Below are 13,984 nucleotides of genomic sequence, written 5' to 3'. Positions count from 1 at the left end.
CGCGCCCCCGGTGCGCCGGCCGCGCCTGAGCGGTCCCGCGGTCCTGCAGTTCGCCCGGGTGCTGGGCGTCCAGCGGGCGCACGGGTGGCGCCTGCGGGCCCAGCAGCGGATCACAGTCGCGGTCGCCGCTGCGACCGCGGCGCTGCTCGGGGCGACCTCCGCCGGTCTCCGGATGCCGCCGCTGCCCGCCGTGCCGGACGCGGCGTGGGAGGCGGCGCTGCGGCCCACCCTGGGCTTCGCCGCCCTCATGACGGGCCTCGCTCTCGCGGAGCTCGTGAGCTCGGACATCGGTGCCTTCCGCTACGGCCGCCACCTGCGCACCGCCGTGGAGTCCGGGGCGTCCCGCTCCTCCGTGGCGCTGGGGCACCTCACCGCGCTCACCCTGCCGCTGCTGCTGCCGGCCCTGCTGCTCGTCGTCGCGGCCCGGGTGCTGACGGGGACCCTGTCCGCGGCGCCCGCGGCCGTGGTGCTGGGCGCGGTGTGGGCCGCGACCGTCGCGGAGCACCTGCTGCCCCCGCCGCGCACGGTCGAGGGGACGGGCGCGGACAGCCCGCTCACGGGGGTCCTCACCGTCGTCCTTGCCGCGGCGCCCGTGGCCGTCCCGCTGACCTCCCCCGCCACCGACCCCTGGATCGTCCCCCTGCTCGCCCTGACCCTCGCCGGAGGTGCCCTCGCATGCCTGCACCGCTCCCTCACCCACCGCTGATCCACGTCGAGGCGGTGAGCGCCGGCTTCGACGCCGGGCGCCCCGTCCACCGGGGGCTCACGCTGCGGATCGACGCCCCCGGGCTGACGCTGCTGCAGGGCCCCAACGGCTCCGGCAAGTCGACGCTCGTCGAGGTCCTCAGCGGGCACCTGCCGCAGACCGCGGGCACGGTCACGCTCGCCGGCGTGGACGCACGCTCGCCGGAGGCCTCCCGGGTGCGCCGGATCTGCCGCACCGAACCGGCGCTCTACCCCACGATGACCGCACGGGACCACGTGGTGTTCGCGAGCGGCTGGTGCGGCGCCGACCCGCAGGAGGGGCTGCGCCGGGCGGAGCGCCACGGGCTCGGTCCGTGGCTGGACGAGGCCGCCGAGCACCTGTCCACGGGCAACCGGCGCAAGCTGTGGACGATCGTGTGCACCAGCGGCGACTTCGACGTCGTCGTCCTGGACGAGCCGTTCAACGGACTGGACGGCGCGTCCACGACGGTGCTCTGCGAGGAGCTCACGGAGTGGGCGGCGCGGCGCGCGGTCCTGGTGGTGTCCCACCGCCCGCCGGCGCAGCTGGCGCCGGACGCGGTGCTGACCCTTCCCGGCGGCGCGGACCCGCGGGCGGCTCAGGACGAGGGGATCGTCACCAGCCCGGTGCGGTAGGCCTTGATCACCACCTGCACCCGGTCCCGCACCTCCATCTTCGTGAGGATGTGGCTGAGGTGGGACTTGACGGTCGGCTCGGACACGAAGAGCGCGGCGGCGATCTCGCGGTTGCTGAGGCCCTCGCAGAGCAGGGCCACGACCTCGCGCTCCCGCGCCGAGAGCCCCTCCACCGCGGCGACGTCCTCGGGGCGCGGCGCCGCCGGCTCCGGGTCCGCGACGACGCTGCGGACGAGGGTGGCGGCCACCCGCCGGGAGATCGCGGCCTCCCCGGCCAGCACGCTGCGCACGGCGCCCACGATCTCGTGGGGCTCGGAGTCCTTGACCACGTAGCCGCTCGCCCCTGCCCGGAGCGCGGGGATCACCCAGTCCTCCGAGTGGAACGTGGTCACGGCCAGCACCTTCACCTCCGGGTGCTCGTGCGTGATCGCACGGGTGGCCTCGATGCCGTCCAGGACCGGCATCTGCAGGTCCATGACCACCACGTCCGGACGCAGGGCGCGGCACTGCTCCACCGCCGCCCGGCCGTTGCGGGCCTCGCCCACGACCACGAGGTCCTCCTCGGCGTCGATGAACACGCGCAGGGCGCGGAGCATGAGCTGCTGGTCGTCGACGATCAGGACCTTGACGGGGCTCGCCGCCGGCGCGTGCTCGTTCATGGCTCTCACCGTAGCGGAGAGGGGCCACGGCGCCGGCGGGACGGGGCCGCCCGGCGCACGGGTCCGCCCAAGGGATGACCCCCGGCCATCCTCCCGGATGACCCCGCGGACCCCACCCCTCGGCGACCATGGTTCACGACCGCACACCGATCGGGTGCGGCGCCCTGCCGGAAGGACCCCCCGTGAACACGCTCTCCGCCGCCTCGCTGCTCGCCGCACTGCTGCTGACCGCCGGCGGTGTTCCCACCGCCGCGGCCCAGGAATCGCCGGTCGCCCTGGCGCCGGTCCTGAAGGTCGACCCCGGCACCGACAGCCCGGACGGGCACACGAGCCGCGGGTGCTCGTTCCTCTTCCTGCGCTGGTGCTGATCCGGCGCGCTCCCGGACGGGCCCGGCGCCCGCGGCTATCCTCCGAGGTGGACCGGAGCACCGGGCCACCGCACGGGAAGGACCGCATGGCACGCCGCGCAGCGCAGCAGGACCGCCGGCCCGGCCTGGGCACGCTCCTGCCGCAGGGGATCGCCCGGGCCCGCCCCCTGCACCGGTGGGTGCGGGTGGCCCTGCTGCTGTTCATCACGGTGAGCGCCCTGGACGCCGTCCGGCTCGTGCTGACCGGCCCGGGCCTGGGGTTCGGGGACCGGGACTACGAGCTGCTGCTCGTGGTCCTCGAAGCCGCCACGGTCGCCGTCCTGGCGCTGCGCTCCAGCTGGACGTGGCTGCCGCTCGCCGCGCTGCTGGTCCTGCTCCACCCACAGACCAACCCGGGCAGCTACATGGTCGTGATCCCGCTGGTCCTGGCCTTCACCGCCTACGGGGCGGCCCTGCCCGGACTCGCCGCGGCCGTCGGGGCCTTCCTCGTGTGGCAGACCTCGTGGGCCGTCAACGTCTCGGTCGTGGGCCCGCAGTTCCTCTGGAGCTACGTGCCGCTGACCCTGGTCCTCCTCCTGCCCGGTCTCGTCCTGCGGGCCCTGAGCGCGCAGCAGGAGCTGGACCGCGTCGAGATCGCCGCGGGCCAGGAGCGCACGGCCCACGCCCTCGAGCAGCAGCGCCTCGAGCTGGCCCGGGAGCTGCACGACATCGTCGCCCACGACCTCACGCTCATCGCCATGCAGGCGCGCTCGGGGGCCTACTCCCGGGACCCGGAGACCATGAAGGAGGCCCTGGACGTGGTGGGCGACTCCTCCCGCGCGGCCCTCAAGGACCTGCGCCGGCTGCTGGGGATCATGCGCGTGGAGCCGGGCGCCGGGCTCGCACAGGACTCCAGCGCCGCCGCGGCCGTCGACACGGGCCGGGGCCTCGAGGAGGTCGCGGCCGCGCTGCGGGAGGTCGGGTTCCGCACGGACACCCGGGTGCGGGGCGACCTCGCGCGGATCCCGGAGGGGGTGCGGCCCACGGTCCAGCGGGTCCTCCAGGAGGGGGCGACGAACATCATGAAGCACGCGCCCGCCCGGACGAGCTGCGTGCTGGCCGTGCAGGTCGACGAGGCCGACGTCGTGGTCGAGGTGCACAACGCCGCGGGGCCGGGCTCCGGGCCCGGCCTCCCGGCCTCGGGGTACGGGCTGCTCGGGCTGCGCGAGCGCGTCCAGCTGCTCGGCGGGGAGCTAGCGGCGGGACCGGCGGACGGCGGCTGGCGCGTCGGCGCCCGCATCCCGCTGGGTCCGGCCGCCGTGTGAGACCACCACGACCGCCACGAGGACGAGCAGGGCCGCGCTGAGCCCGTCGAAGCCGATCAGCGCCAGCACCGGTCCGGCGAGCGCCCCGCCGGTCGCCCCGGCGAGGTTCATGAACAGGTCCGAGACGCCCTGCAGCTTCGGCCGCTCGGCCGGCGGGACGGCCTCGGCCACGAGCGTGGAGCCCGCGACCGTGGAGGCGGACCAGCCGAGCCCGAGCAGGACCAGGCTGACCGTCACCAGCACGGGGGACGTCGAGCCGAACCAGGACAGCACGAGGGACGCCACGAACAGGGCCTGGCCGAGCAGGACGGTGGGGCGGCGCCCGGCCCGGTCCGCGAGCCAGCCGAACACGGGGGCGAGGGCGTACATCCCGGCCACGTGCAGGCTGATGGTCAGGCCCACGACGCTCAGCGACGCCCCGTGGAGGGTCAGGTGCACGGGCGTCATGGACATGAGCGCCACCATGACGGCGTGGCTCAGCGCCACGGTGAGCACGGCCCGGCGGGCCGGCGACGAGGCCCGCAGCACCGCCAGCCCGCCCGCGGGGGAGGGCTTGCCCCTGCCCGCGGCCTCGCCGTCGGCCACGGCCAGCAGCAGGGGGTCCGGCCGCAGCGCCGTGAGGTAGACCAGGGCCCCGAAGGCCTGCGCCACGAGGGCGATGACGAATCCGCCCGTCAGCGCCGGCAGGCCCAGGGCCCGCCCGAGCAGCTCGCCCGGCTCGAAGAGGTTGGGGCCGAGCACCGCGCCGATCGTCGTGGACCAGACCACCAGGGAGAGGTCCCGGGCGCGGGTGTCGTCCGCGGCCAGGTCGGTCGCCGCGAACCGGGACTGGAGGTTGAGCGCCGAGCCGGCGCCGAGCAGCGCCAGGCCCAGCAGCAGGACCGGGAAGCTCGAGAGGACGGCGGCGCCGATCGTGATCGACGCGCCCGCCATGGCGGTGAACGCCCCGGTGCTGAGCGAGATCCGCCGGCCGCGGGCCTGGGCGAGCCGCGCGAGGGGGACGGCGAGCAGGGCCGCGCCGAGGGTGTTCATGGTCGCGGCCATGCCGGACCAGGCGGAGGAGCCGGAGACCTCGGTGACGAGGAGGGCGCCGAGGGCCAGGGTGGCGCCGACGCCCAGCCCACCGAGGATCTGGCCGAGGGCGAGGACGCGGACGACCCTCCGCTGCAGGGCGCGCCGGTCCACGGCGGGGTTCGTCGGGTGCATGACCGCCATCCTATACCCCTGGGGGTACTCGCCCCGGGTGTGTCGGAGCCCCTCGGTGTGGTTCGATGCTCGGCATGAGCTCCCTGCCCGATCCCGCGACCGGACTCGTCCACGGCGAGGACGGGCTCGCCCGCCCCGTCTGGGCCGCCACGGACCCCCTCCTGCGCGAGTACTACGACACCGAGTGGGGCGTCCCCGTGCGGGACGAGCGGGGGCTCTACGAGCGGATCTGCCTCGAGGGCTTCCAGTCCGGACTGTCCTGGGCCACGATCCTGCGCAAGCGGCCCGCCTTCCGGGCGGCCTTCGCGGACTTCGACCCGGACGCGGTCGCCGGCTTCGGCCCGGCCGACGTCGACCGCCTGCTGGGCGACGCCGGGATCGTGCGCCACCGGGGCAAGATCGAGGCCGCCGTCGGCAACGCCCGCGCCACCGTGGCCCTGCGCGCCGAGGGCGGGCTGACCGAGCTCGTGTGGTCGTTCCGCCCGGCGCGGACCCCGCGTCCGCGCACGGCGGAGGAGGTCCCGACCCGCTCGCCGGAGTCCGAGGCCCTGTCCCGGGCCCTGCGGGCGCACGGCTTCCGCTTCGTGGGGCCGACCACGATGCACGCGCTCATGGAGGCGGTCGGGATCGTCGACACCCACCTGCTCGGCAGCCACCGCCGGGGCAGCTCCGGGGTGTGGCCGGAGGCGCCGGAGGGTGCGTAGGATTCCTGGCACCGAACCCGACGACGCCCCGCGTCGCCTTCCGGCAGGAGGCCCGGCCATGTACGACAACAGCGAGCAGCGCAGCGCGGTGCTGCCCCTGGTGCTGAGCACCGTGGGCTCCGTCCTGGTCGGCCTGGTGGTCCGGAGGCTGCGGGAGGACCGGGCGGCGGCCCGTGGCGGGACCGCCGCCGGGCCCGCCGGCCGGGACGCCCGGCGAAAGGGACGGGCCCGGCCCGCCCGGAGGAACACGCGCGGGCCGGTGCTCTGAGACCATGACGAGCCACGCGATCAGCTGGGTGGACGTCTTCTCGCCGGCGCCGCTGGGCGGCAACCCGCTCGCCGTCGTGCACGGGGCCGACGCCCTCGACGAGGACACGATGGCGCGCTTCGCCCGCTGGACCAACCTCTCCGAGACCACGTTCCTGCTCGAGCCCACGGTCCCCGGCGCCGACTACCGGGTGCGGATCTTCACCCCCGGCGGGGAGCTGCCCTTCGCGGGTCACCCCACGCTCGGGACGGCGTCCGCCTGGCTCGCCCTCGGCGGGGAGCCCGCGGGAGCGGACGTCGTCCAGGAGTGCGGGGTCGGGCTGGTGACCGTCCGGCGCCGCGAGGGCAGGCTCTCGTTCGCCGCCCCGCCCCTGACGCGCTACGAGCCCGTGGCGGAGCCCGCGCTGCTGGACCGGGTGGCGCGGTCCCTGCGGCTGGACCCGTCCGCGCTGCTCGACGTGTCCTGGCTGGACAACGGCCCCGGCTGGATCGGGGTGCGCGTGGCCGACGCCGGGACCGTGCTGGGCGTGCGTGCGGACTGGTCCGCCATGGCCGGGCTCAAGCTCGGCGTGGTGGGCCCCCACCCCGAGGGCGCCGAGTGCGCGGTCGAGGTGCGGGCGTTCGTGGGGGACTGGGTCGTGGAGGACCCGGTCACGGGCAGCCTCAACGCGGGCCTGGCCCGGTGGCTGACGGACAACGGGTGGGCCCCGGAGCGCTACGTCGCCGCCCAGGGCACCGTGCTCGGGCGCACCGGGCGCGTGCTGCTGGAGCGGGACGCGGACACCGTCTGGGTCGGCGGCCAGGTCAGCCCGGTGGTCCGCGGGACCGTGGAGCTGTAGCCGACGGTGCGGAGGGCGCCCTCGGTATCGTGGGGGCATGACCACCCAGGACATCACCTTCCGCACCCGCAAGTGGGTCAAGCCGGAGGACCTCAACGCCAACGGCACCCTGTTCGGCGGCAGCCTGCTCCGCTGGATCGACGAGGAGGCGGCGATCTACGCCATCGTCCAGCTCGGCAACCAGCGCGCGGTGACAAAGTACATGTCGGAGATCCTCCTGAACCCCGACCGGGACCGGATCCCCACCACGGCGCTGCCCGCGGTGCACGGGAAGGGACTCTGAGATGGCGGCACGGCGGCTGCGCGCCGAGCGGATCACCGACTCCGTCACCTACCACGGCGAGGGGCCGTGCTGGTCGGAGTCCTGGGGCGGGCTGCGGTGGGTCGACATGCTCGCCGGGGACGTGCTGTCCCTCGGCGCGGACGGCGAGGTGCTCCGCAAGCACGTCGGGGACGTCGTGGCCTGCGTGCGCCCGCGCGCGACCGGGGGAGCGGTGCTGGCCCTGGAGACCGGCGTGGCCCTCGAGGACCCGGACGGCACCGTCCATCCGGCCGAGCAGCTCTGGGAGCCCGGGGCGGTCCGGATGAACGAGGGCGGGGCCGGCCCGGACGGCTCCTTCTACGTCGGCTCCATGGCCTGGGACCAGACGGAGGGCGCGGCCACGCTCTGGCGCGTGCACCCGGACCTGCGCGGGGAGCCGGTCCTGGAGGGCGTCACCGTCTCCAACGGCATCGCCTGGTCCCCGGACGGCGCGCTGGCCTACTACAACGACACGCCCACCGGGAAGGTCGACGTCCTCGACTGGTCCCCGGACGGGGGTCTGCATGGGCGCCGCACCTTCGTGGTGCCCGAGCTCGAGGAGGGGGACGTCCATCCCGACGGGCTGACCGTCGACGCCGAGGGCGCAGTCTGGGTGGCGCTGCACGGCGCCGGGCAGGTGCACCGCTACACGGCCGACGGCGCCCTGGACACCGTCGTGGAGGTCGGCGCGCGCCAGACGACCGCGTGCTGCCTGGGCGGGGAGGACCTGCGCACCCTCTACGTCACCACGTCCCGGGAGAACCTCGCCCCGGACGAGGACCCCGCCGCGGGCTCCCTGTTCGCGGTCCGGGTCGACGTTCCCGGCCTGCCCGTCCTGCCCTTCGCGGGCTGAGCGCGGTGCGGAACCCCAGGCGCACCGCCGGACTGCTGTGGCTGCTCGTGCTCGTGTGGGCCGTCGCCCTCGTGGGCTCCCTGCTCAGCGGGGGCACCTCCTCGGCGCTCTCCTTCGCCGTGCTCGGGGTGCTGTGCGCCGCCGGGGCGGTGTTCTTCGGCGCCCGGGCCCGCCGCTGACGGGCTCGACCCGCACACGGCGGGAGGCCCGGGTCTACCATCGTCAGCGAGGAGGCACCCATGACCGAGACCCCCCGGGCGGCCCCGGACGTCGTCACCGGCTCGATCCGCCTGCTCGCGGAGCAGGGCTGGGACGCCACGACCGTGGACCGGCTCGCGCTCGCCGCGGGCATCAGTCGGGCCACGTTCTTCCGCAAGTACGGGTCCAAGGAGGACATCGTCTTCGCGGACCACGCCGCGAACCTCGAGCGCCTCGAGCAGCAGCTGGCCCGGGCGGGGGAGGAGCCGGGCACCGATCCGGCCGTCGCCCTGCGGGACGGCGTGCTGCTGGTCTTCCGCCACCACCTCGACCACCGCGAGCGGGCGCTGGCCCGCAACGCCCTGCTCCGGCAGGTCCCGCAGCTGCGGGACCGGGAGCTCATCACGTCCCACCGCTACGAGCGGGTCCTGCGGCGCTACCTGCGCTCCGCGCTGCCCGACTCGCCGGGGCGGAGCACGCTGGCCACGGCGCTGTCCGCCGCCGCGGTGGCGGTGCACAACGCTGCCCTGCGGGCCTGGCTGCGCGCACCCGACACCGACCCCTCGGCCGAGCTGGCCGGGCAGCTCGAGCGCCTCGCGCACACGCTCGTCTCCGGCTACGAGGACGGCGCGGCGCGGCCGGCCGCCGCGCCCGGGGCCCGCCCCGCCGTCGTCGTCACCGTCCTGGACCCCGGCGCGGACACGGAGGAGATCCTGGCGTCCGTGCGGGACGCCCTGCGCCGATGACTCAGACCTCGTCGGCGAGGATCGCGTAGATCAGCTCGTCGCGCCACTCGCCCAGCTGGCGGTGGCTCTCGCGCAGGGTCGCCTCCAGGCGCATGCCGATGCGCTCGCAGACCTTGGCGGAGCTCACGTTGAGGGCGTCCAGGCTCGCGCAGACCCGGTGGGCGCCCAGCTCGGCGAACGCGAACTCGATCGCGGCGCGGGCCGCCTCGGAGGCGATGCCCCGGCCCGCGTGGTCGGGGTGGACCACCCAGCCGATCTCGACCTGCGCGGCCGCCGCGTCCGTGAGGGTCAGCACGATCTCGCCCACGAGCTCCCGCGAGCCCCGGGGGGAGACGGCGAAGCGGACGGAGTCGCCGTCCCGGCCCCACGGCCGCAGGCCGCTGTTCTCGGCCAGGGTGCGCTCGCACTCCTCGCGCGTGCGCGGGCCCCGCCACGCGTACTGCGCGTAGTCCTCGCGGCTCTGATAGGAGTGCATGGGCTCGAGGTCCGCGCCGTCGAAGCGGCGGAACGCGAGGCGCTCGGTCTCTGGGGGCAGCACGTCGATCATCACCAGCCAGAATACGGCCTGAACGCCCCGGAACCGCACGCCGCACCACCACACTGAGACTCAATCCCTTGACCTGAGACTCGGTATCAGTCAGAGTGGTGACGATCACACCACTCGTCAGGAGTCCGCCCATGGCACCCGCCGCGCCCGCCCCGTCCTTCCCCTCCACCGTCGCGGTGGACGTCGAGCAGCTGGTCCTGCCCGGACGCTCCGCGCCCGTCGCCCTGGTGCGGCTGGACTCCACCCCGCCGGGCGGGCTGATCATCTGGGGCTCCGCGGCCCTGGAGCAGCTCCGGGACGTCCTGGGCTCGATCGACCAGTCGGCGGTCGAGGCCATCGTGGTCACCGGCAACGCCCGGTCCTTCGGCGCGGGGGCCAACCTCAAGGAGATCCGCCACGCCCAGCTCAGCGGCGTCTCCGACCGGTACGTGGGGCTCGGCCACGAGGCCTTCGGCGTCCTGGCCGACGCGAGCGTGCCCACCTTCTCCCTGCTCACGGGTCAGGCCCTGGGCGGCGGGCTCGAGCTCGCCCTGCACACGGACTACCGTGCGGCCCACCCGCGCACCGGCCCGCTCGGACTGCCGGAGTGCAGGCTCGGCTTCTTCCCCGGCTGGGGCGGCGTGCACCTGCTCCCGCACCTGATCGGCCCGGCCGCGGCGCTGCGCGTCATCGTGTTCGACTCCCTGCGGGGCCGGAACACCAAGGCGGCGGAGGCCCTCGAGCTCGGCCTCGTGGACGTGGTGCTCGACGCCGCCCCGGGGACCGGGGAGTGGGACACCGCCTGGCAGCGGTGGGTGGCCGGCACGCTCGACGCGCTCGACGCGGGGGAGACCCGCCGCCGCGCGGGCACGCCCGGCGGCACCGGGGAGCAGGAGTGGCAGGACGCCGTGGACCAGGCCCGGGACCGCGCCGAGCGCACCTGGCACGGCGCCGCGCCGGCACCGCTCGTGGCGATCGACCTCGTAGCCGACGCCCGGACGGAGTCCCGCACCGAGAACGGGACGAAGGCCGTGGCCGCCTTCGCCGAGCTGGTCCGCGGGGACGTGGCCAAGGCCTCCCTCTACGCGTTCGAGCTCGTCTCGGCCCGCTCCCGGCAGGCCGCGGACGTGCCCGCCGCCGAGCCCGTGCCCCTGCGCAAGGCCGCCGTGATCGGCGCCGGCCTGATGGCCGGCCAGCTCGCCTCCCTCATCGCGAGCGGCGCCCGGATCCCCGTGGTCATGACCGACCTCGACGACGAGCGGCTCGCCGCCGGCGTGGCCCGGACCCGGGAGCGCTTCGCCGCGCAGGCGGCCAGGGGCCGGATCAGCGCGGAGCAGGCCGAGCAGCTCGGCGCCCTCGTCACGGGGGCGAGCGGGCCGGAGGACCTCGCCGACGCGGACTTCGTGATCGAGGCCGTCTTCGAGGACCTCGACGTGAAGAAGAAGGTGTTCGCCCAGTGGGAGGAGGTCGTGCGCCCGGACGCGATCCTCGCGACCAACACGAGCTCCCTGTCCGTCACCGCCATGGCGGAGGGCCTCCGGCACCCCGAACGGGTGGTCGGCTTCCACGTCTTCAACCCCGTGGAGGTCACCCCGCTCCTCGAGATCGTCGCCGGGCGGCGGACCGGCGACGCGGCCCTCGCGACCGCCTTCGAGCTCGCCGCGGCGCTGCGCCGCACGGCGGTGCGCGTCCAGGACGCCCCCGGCTTCGTGGTCAACCGGGTGCTGACCCGGCTGTTCGACGTGATCGTCCAGGCGATCGATGCGGGCACGGACGTGGCGGCCGCCGACCACGCCCCCGATCCGATGGGCCTGCCCATGACCCCGCTGCGGCTGCTCGACTTCGTGGGCCCGGCCGTGCTGCACCACGTGGACGAGACCATGCACCGGGCCTACCCCGAGCGCTTCGCGCGGTCCCCATGGATGGACGCGGTGGTCGGGGCGGGCCTCACCCACGTGCTGCCCACCGAGCAGGCCCCGGGGACGGGCGCGGACGGCTACCTCGCCGCCGCCGCCGCCCGGATGCTCGAGCGGACCCGGGCGGAGCACCCCGCCGACGCTCCCGTCCCGGCGGAGGAGCTGCTCGTGCGGGTGCAGGACGCCCTGGCCGAGGAGATCGGCGCGATGCTGGCCGAGGGCGTCGTCGCCGGGCCCGAGGACGTGGACCTGTGCATGGTCCTCGGCGCCAACTACCCCTTCCACCTGGGCGGGATCACCCCGTACCTCGACCGCACGGGCGCCTCCGAGCGCGTCCTCGGCCGCCGCTTCCACCAGGACTGACCTTGTCCCCGACCTCCCACCAGCCCACAGAACGAAGGACCCAGCCATGACCGCCACCCCCGAGACCGGCGCGACCCTGTTCCCCGCCGGCACCGTGGAGCCCGACTACGTCCTCGACAAGGCCCTCGACACCGACGCCGCCGGCGCGTTCGACGCGGTCTCCGACACCGACCGGGGGCACTGGATGCGCGCCCGCCGGTTCGTCCAGGAGGACCTGCTGCCCGTCATCGGCGAGCACTGGGACCGCTCGGAGTACTCCCTCGACCTCGTCCGCCGGCTCGGGGAGCTCGACCTGCTGCGCGACGGCGTGGCCGTCGACGGCTACGAGCAGATGTCCAAGACCGCCGCGGGCCTGATCAGCATGGAGCTCTCCCGCGGCGACGGGTCCATCGCGACCGTCTCGGGCGTCCAGGGCGGGCTCGCGATGCGCTCGATCGCCATGTGCGGCTCCGAGGAGCAGCGGCAGCGCTGGCTGCCGCGGATGGCCACGGGCGAGCTCCTCGGCGCGTTCGCCCTCACGGAGCCCACCCACGGCTCCGACTCCGTCAGCCTCGAGACCCGTGCCACCCCGGTGGACGGCGGCTGGGTGCTCAACGGGGAGAAGAAGTGGATCGGCAACGGCTCGATGGGCGGGATCACCGTGGTGTGGGCCCGCGCCGACGAGGACGGCCAGGTCAGGGGTTTCGTGGTCCCGCAGGAGAGCGAGGGCTACACCGGCACGACCATCCGTGGAAAGCTCGCCCTCCGGGCCATCCACCAGGCGCACCTCCGGTTCGAGAACGTCTTCGTGCCCGAGGAGAACGCGCTGCCGGCGGCACGGTCCTTCAGGAACACCGCCGACGTCCTGTTCGCCACCCGCATCAGCGTGGCGTGGGGCGCGGTGGGGCACGCCCAGGCCTGCTACGAGACCGCCGTGCAGTACGCGGCCCAGCGCGTGCAGTTCGGCCGCCCGCTGGCCGCATCGCAGATCGTGCAGGAGCGGCTGGCCCGGATGCTGAGCGAGCTCACCCAGATCCAGCTCCTCGTGGCACGGATGACCGAGCGGGAGGAGGCCGGCCGACTCACCGCCGAGCAGGCGTCGCTGGCGAAGTACACCTCCACGCGCACGGCCCGCTCGATCGCGGCCAACGCCCGGGACCTCCTGGGCGGCAACGGCATCCTCATCGAGAACCGCGTGGCCCGCCACTTCGCGGACATCGAGGCGCTGCACACCTACGAGGGCACCGAGACCGTGCAGGCCCTCATCATCGGACGCGGGATCACCGGCATCTCCGCCTTCGCCTGAGCTCGTCCGGGGCCACGTGACGACGGCGCCCCGGCCATGCAGGCCGGGGCGCCGTCGTGCTCGGTCCGGCCGGGCTCAGAGGTCGGCGCCGCCGTGGAACGAGTCGTTGCTCGGGTCGACCTCGTCCTCGAACGCGGGGTCCTCGGGGACGTCGAGGTCCGCGATCGCCTCGCCCATGCGGGGCTCCTCGGGCGGGACCTGCTCCTCGCCCGCCTCGTAGCGGGCCTCCGCCGTCTCGTCCCGGAGCTCCTGCTCCGAGGGGACCTCCGGGTGCTCGGGGTCCACGCGCTCGTCCTGCGCGCCGGCCTCGGCGCCCTCGATCAGCGGATCCTCGCGCCAGTGCTCGGGGTCGACCTCGGCGGCGCCCTCGTAGGTGTCGGGGGTCTCCGGCAGCTCTTCCGGTGAGGTGCTCATCTGCTGTCCTTTCGGGTCGTGGCATCGATGTGCCATCAGCCTACGCACTGCCGTCCCCGCCGCTCCGGCCACCGGTTCGTCCGGTGGACGGGGGAGCGCCGGGAGCTGCGACGAGGAAGCATCCGCCCGGCCCTCCGGGGTTTTGACGGTCCTGCGGGGCGTGTGTAATGTATTCCGAGTCGCCGCAAGGGACGCGAGAGATCGCCCCGGACGGCAACGCCGAATCCGGCGGACCGAACCCCTCGAACCATCAAGCCGATCATCGCTGCGCGGTGGCCGACAGCTTGTGGGCCGGGACCGGGTCGGGTACGCTGGTGGAGCTGTTTCGGGCAGCAGCGAGAAATCGCTGCGGCCCACGGCGCCGAATCCGGCAGATCCACGAATTCTCCTCCCGAAGGACTTTTACGCCGCTGAGCGACGGAAAAGCGATTTGGGAAAGCGGAGAAGATCGGGATAAGCTGAGGAGGTCGCCGCGGGGAAAGCGAGAGATCGCGAGAACCGAGCGAAAAAGAATTCCAACACGGTTTCCGGGTGTGGTGCCTGGTTGCTGGTCTGTTGTTTGAGAACTCAATAGTGTGCCATGTTTGTTGATACCGGATGTTTTATTCGGTTGATTGGTTGTCGCCGTCCTGCCTCCGTGGGGTGGTGGCGACATTTTCAGCCGGGGTTTGATGTT

The 13,984-nt window shown here is 74.6% G+C and carries 17 protein-coding genes and 1 pseudogene; 13 read left to right on the top strand and 5 right to left on the bottom strand.

Annotation, left to right across the window (positions count from 1 at the left end; genetic code table 11):
• Positions 1-706, top strand: a 706-nt coding sequence (locus CRM73_RS14805) for a hypothetical protein (RefSeq protein ID WP_229588259.1), incomplete at its 5' end; no start/stop codon positions are given.
• Positions 676-1,359, top strand: a complete 684-nt coding sequence (locus CRM73_RS14800; RefSeq protein WP_052132645.1) for an ATP-binding cassette domain-containing protein — start codon at positions 676-678, stop codon at positions 1,357-1,359. The genes CRM73_RS14805 and CRM73_RS14800, both read left to right, overlap by 31 nt.
• On the opposite strand, the gene CRM73_RS14795 is transcribed toward CRM73_RS14800, so the two are convergent.
• A complete protein-coding gene (locus tag CRM73_RS14795; protein WP_035923181.1) occupies positions 1,323-2,018 on the bottom strand; it encodes a response regulator transcription factor in 696 nt (231 codons plus the stop codon). The two genes, CRM73_RS14800 and CRM73_RS14795, sit on opposite strands and share 37 nt — an antisense overlap.
• 182 nt (positions 2,019-2,200) lie before the next feature.
• Here CRM73_RS14795 and CRM73_RS14790 point away from each other — a divergent pair, with 182 nt between their 5' ends.
• Together CRM73_RS14790 and CRM73_RS14785 are read left to right on the top strand one after the other, a co-directional pair.
• Entirely contained in the window at positions 2,201-2,386 is a 186-nt protein-coding gene (locus tag CRM73_RS14790) for a hypothetical protein (protein WP_035923179.1), read from the top strand.
• An 86-nt stretch (positions 2,387-2,472) separates the two neighbouring features.
• Positions 2,473-3,690: a sensor histidine kinase gene (locus CRM73_RS14785; protein ID WP_109221289.1), complete on the top strand. Its 1,218-nt coding sequence runs from the start codon at positions 2,473-2,475 to the stop codon at positions 3,688-3,690.
• Here CRM73_RS14785 and CRM73_RS14780 read toward each other — a convergent pair.
• The gene (locus CRM73_RS14780) at positions 3,619-4,905 is read right to left on the bottom strand and encodes an MFS transporter (protein WP_017834860.1); all 1,287 of its coding nucleotides are present in this window, start codon (positions 4,903-4,905) and stop codon (positions 3,619-3,621) included. The genes CRM73_RS14785 and CRM73_RS14780 overlap by 72 nt on opposite strands.
• A gap of 56 nt (positions 4,906-4,961) precedes the next feature.
• Here CRM73_RS14780 and CRM73_RS14775 point away from each other — a divergent pair, with 56 nt between their 5' ends.
• From CRM73_RS14775 to CRM73_RS14745, 7 genes and pseudogenes are all read left to right on the top strand, one after another.
• Positions 4,962-5,600 carry a DNA-3-methyladenine glycosylase I gene (locus tag CRM73_RS14775; protein WP_229588255.1) on the top strand — a complete coding sequence of 213 codons (639 nt, stop codon included), beginning with the start codon at positions 4,962-4,964 and terminating at the stop codon, positions 5,598-5,600.
• A gap of 58 nt (positions 5,601-5,658) precedes the next feature.
• Entirely contained in the window at positions 5,659-5,868 is a 210-nt protein-coding gene (locus CRM73_RS14770; protein WP_017834862.1) for a hypothetical protein, read from the top strand.
• Positions 5,869-5,872: 4 nt separating this feature from the next.
• Entirely contained in the window at positions 5,873-6,706 is an 834-nt protein-coding gene (locus tag CRM73_RS14765; RefSeq protein ID WP_109243060.1) for a PhzF family phenazine biosynthesis protein, read from the top strand.
• A gap of 37 nt (positions 6,707-6,743) precedes the next feature.
• Positions 6,744-6,920: pseudogene (locus CRM73_RS14760) on the top strand (acyl-CoA thioesterase); the annotation flags it as partial.
• A gap of 70 nt (positions 6,921-6,990) precedes the next feature.
• Positions 6,991-7,860 carry an SMP-30/gluconolactonase/LRE family protein gene (locus tag CRM73_RS14755; RefSeq protein WP_229588253.1) on the top strand — a complete coding sequence of 290 codons (870 nt, stop codon included), beginning with the start codon at positions 6,991-6,993 and terminating at the stop codon, positions 7,858-7,860.
• Between the two features lie 5 nt (positions 7,861-7,865).
• Complete coding sequence (locus tag CRM73_RS14750) at positions 7,866-8,039, top strand: hypothetical protein (protein WP_017834866.1); 174 nt, start codon at positions 7,866-7,868, stop codon at positions 8,037-8,039.
• Positions 8,040-8,099: 60 nt separating this feature from the next.
• Positions 8,100-8,804, top strand: coding sequence for a TetR/AcrR family transcriptional regulator (locus CRM73_RS14745; RefSeq protein ID WP_017834867.1), 705 nt, complete (start codon positions 8,100-8,102; stop codon positions 8,802-8,804).
• Position 8,805: 1 nt separating this feature from the next.
• On the opposite strand, the gene CRM73_RS14740 is transcribed toward CRM73_RS14745, so the two are convergent.
• Positions 8,806-9,351, bottom strand: coding sequence for a GNAT family N-acetyltransferase (locus CRM73_RS14740; protein WP_167508917.1), 546 nt, complete (start codon positions 9,349-9,351; stop codon positions 8,806-8,808).
• 131 nt (positions 9,352-9,482) lie between these two features.
• Here CRM73_RS14740 and CRM73_RS14735 point away from each other — a divergent pair, with 131 nt between their 5' ends.
• The gene (locus CRM73_RS14735) at positions 9,483-11,609 is read left to right on the top strand and encodes a 3-hydroxyacyl-CoA dehydrogenase NAD-binding domain-containing protein (RefSeq protein ID WP_229588251.1); all 2,127 of its coding nucleotides are present in this window, start codon (positions 9,483-9,485) and stop codon (positions 11,607-11,609) included.
• Positions 11,610-11,655: 46 nt separating this feature from the next.
• Positions 11,656-12,894 (top strand): acyl-CoA dehydrogenase family protein, encoded by a 1,239-nt coding sequence (locus CRM73_RS14730; protein ID WP_035923166.1) that lies wholly within the window; start codon positions 11,656-11,658, stop codon positions 12,892-12,894.
• Positions 12,895-12,969: 75 nt separating this feature from the next.
• Here CRM73_RS14730 and CRM73_RS14725 read toward each other — a convergent pair whose 3' ends face one another.
• Entirely contained in the window at positions 12,970-13,308 is a 339-nt protein-coding gene (locus CRM73_RS14725; protein ID WP_017834871.1) for a hypothetical protein, read from the bottom strand.
• A gap of 259 nt (positions 13,309-13,567) precedes the next feature.
• On the bottom strand, positions 13,568-13,984 hold a 417-nt coding region (locus tag CRM73_RS14720; RefSeq protein ID WP_229588249.1), incomplete at its 5' end, for a hypothetical protein.

Origin of the sequence: Kocuria sp. CCUG 69068 (assembly GCF_020833785.1) — a bacterium.
In the GTDB taxonomy this organism is placed as follows: domain Bacteria; phylum Actinomycetota; class Actinomycetes; order Actinomycetales; family Micrococcaceae; genus Kocuria; species Kocuria rosea.
This window is presented reverse-complemented; position numbering and strand designations above follow the sequence as displayed.